Source organism: Bradyrhizobium sp. (genome assembly GCF_049581145.1).
GTDB lineage: Bacteria > Pseudomonadota > Alphaproteobacteria > Rhizobiales > Xanthobacteraceae > Bradyrhizobium.
The window spans coordinates 1-2479 of sequence record NZ_JBAURI010001306.1; the positions used below are offsets into that span (position 1 = coordinate 1).

A 2479-nucleotide genomic window follows, 5' to 3' on the forward strand; every position below is an offset into this window, starting at 1 on the left:
CCAGCGCGTCGCCGACGACGCCGCCGAGCCCGGTGGGCAAGGGCCACGCGGCGCTGCGGGGCCAGCAGCTCGCGAATCCCGCCGCGATGATGATGCAGAGGATATAACAGCCGAACCGCAGGGCTTCGCGGTCAAAGCCGCGGTGGTTCAGCATTCGCCAGCCCCACAGCGCGATCGGCAGGATCACCATGATCGAACCGATCCCCAAAATCTGCATCAGGAGGTCGGCGCCGATCGCGCCGGGATAGCCGACGATATTGTGGATGGCGCGAGACGTGGCGTGGCTGAGGCTCGGGTCCTGCACCGACCAGGTGATCAGTGCTGCTGCCGCCACGCCGGACAACGCGATCAGGCCGAGGCCCGCGAGTTCGCGAAGCCTGCGCGCCAATGCTTCGCGGATCGATACCGGCAGGTAGCTGACCAGGGGGATGACTCGTTCGATGGCCGGCATGCGCTTTGCAGTTCCGCGTTTAATCCAGGGTCAATTCAAGGTTTCCACCAGCCGATGCAACGCCTCGGCCGTTGATTCGCTGTCGGAGACCAGCGCGAGACGGATGTAGCCCGCGCCGGGATTGAAGCCGTCCGGCTGCCGCCGTGCGAGGTAGCTGCCCGGAATCACCCGGACCCCGGCGTCACGGTAGAGCTTGATCGCCGCGGCTTCGTCGCCGCCGCGATCCGCGACGTCGAGCCAGACGCAGAAGCCGCCCGCCGGACGCTGGTAACCATAGCGATTGCCGAGGATCTGGTCAGCGAGATCGAACTTGATGCGATACAGCCGACGATTTTCCTCGACATGGGCCTCGTCGCGATAGGCCGCCACCGCCACGTGCTGCAATGGCACCGGCACCTGCGGCGCCGCAACATTGCGCAGCTCGTGGAACAGGTTGAGGAACTTCGCGTCCCCCGCAGCGAAGCCGACGCGCATGCCCGGCAGGTTCGAGCGCTTCGACAGCGACTGGAACGCCACCACATTGGCGAAGTCGGGGCCGGCGCATTCGAGCGCACTGCCCGGCGCCTCGCTTGTGTAGATTTCCGAGTAGCACTCGTCGCTCAGGATCATGAAGCCGAAGCGATCGGCGAGCCGCTTCAGACGGACGAAATAGCCCTGCGAGGCGACCGACCCCTGCGGATTGGCCGGCGAAGCGATATAGATCGCAACGGTCCTGGCCAGCGTCGCATCATCGAGAGCATCGAGGTCGGGCAGGAATCCGTTGGCGAGTGTGGTTGGCAGGTAGATCTGTTCGCAGCCGGCCGCGCGGGCGCCGGCGCCATAGGCCGGATAGAACGGGTTCGGCATCAGGATCGCGGGCTTTGAACTCCCGGACTTCAAGACTGCAGCAGACTTGGGGATTGCCGATTCGCCGCGCCGTTGGTCGGCATAGCGCACCGCGGTCAACGCCGCGAAGAACAGCCCCTCGCGGCTGCCGTTCAGCACCAGGATCTCGGTTTCGGGATCGATCGCGCGCGGCAGCTGGAACCGGGTGGAAAGCCAGTCCGCCGTCGCGCGCCGGAACGGCTCGATGCCTTTGGCGACCGGATAGCGGCCGAATTCGGCGATATGGTCCGCTAGCACCGGCCCGACAAAACCGGGTACGGGATGCTGCGGCTCCCCCAATGACAGCGTGATCAATGGCTTGCCCGGCTTGTAGGGCGCCAATAGCTCCGCCGTGCGCGCGAACGGGGAGCGTTCGCTGTCCGGTTGGATGGCGCCTTGGAGCGCGGGGAGTGGAGCGGTCATCGCCATGTGGAACGCCAGCACTTCGAGGCCACACTTCGCTCGACGGGAGCGGGTGGAAGCGGATCAAATCACCATAGATACGGCGAGGTTAAGACGCGATTAACCATCCGCGCCAGCGGTGATTTTGCCGATCTTCACGCGTGTTTCGACCGATTACGGCCCGCTCGCCACTGTCAGCGCGGCAGGCGCTGAAAACAGGGCATTTCTGCGGGGAATTCGTGGAACGATTGCCTGTCGACGGTATAATCGCCATTTTCGGGCCGCCGAAAACGGCCGGGTCATCCAGGGTGCCGACCTTGACCACGACGGCGGTCGTCACCCGCGGCCGCGTGGTCAGGTGCGTGCCGCATTCGGCTCAGAACTCCCGTGTCACCGGCTTGTCGAGGTCGCTGCGCGAAAACTGGTTCGGTGTGCCCTTGGTGTAGCGGACGCCGTCGCGCGGCATCAGCATGAACATGTTGGGCGCGCCGCCCGAAATATATTGGCATTCGCGGCAATGGCATTGCGCCTTCAGGATCGGCTCGCCCTCGGTCACATAGCGCACTGCCCCGCAATAGCATCCGCCTTCGAGCCTCATGATGGTTCCCTCCGTCCGGCGTTGCCTTCATTCTTGTATTTATTGGCGGCGTGACCTGGGCAGGAGACCCGTTTTTGAAGCCCGCGAAAAGACAAAAAGAGACAAAAAGAAAGGGGCTCCAACTTGCGCTGGAGCCCCTCAACGGTCGGGGCATTGCCGGGTAT

At 64.4% G+C, this 2479-nt stretch carries 3 protein-coding genes; all 3 read right to left on the reverse strand.

Annotated elements, in window-relative coordinates:
* Positions 1 to 451: DNA translocase FtsK 4TM domain-containing protein (locus WCB02_RS41735; RefSeq protein ID WP_423968811.1), on the reverse strand; the 451-nt coding region annotated here is incomplete at its 3' end.
* A gap of 30 nt (positions 452 to 481) precedes the next feature.
* Positions 482 to 1744: an aminotransferase class I/II-fold pyridoxal phosphate-dependent enzyme gene (locus WCB02_RS41740; RefSeq protein WP_423968813.1), complete on the reverse strand. Its 1263-nt coding sequence runs from the start codon at positions 1742 to 1744 to the stop codon at positions 482 to 484.
* Positions 1745 to 2093: 349 nt separating this feature from the next.
* A complete protein-coding gene (locus WCB02_RS41745; RefSeq protein ID WP_423968815.1) occupies positions 2094 to 2315 on the reverse strand; it encodes a GFA family protein in 222 nt (73 codons plus the stop codon).
* Positions 2316 to 2479: the final 164 nt, after the last annotated feature.

What these genes read in the sequence shown, in the direction of transcription:
- WCB02_RS41740 (WP_423968813.1), bottom strand. Translation starts at nt 1,744, where the DNA reads ATGGCGATGACCGCTCCACTCCCCGCGCTCCAAGGCGCCATCCAACCG.
- WCB02_RS41745 (WP_423968815.1), bottom strand. Translation starts at nt 2,315, where the DNA reads ATGAGGCTCGAAGGCGGATGCTATTGCGGGGCAGTGCGCTATGTGACC.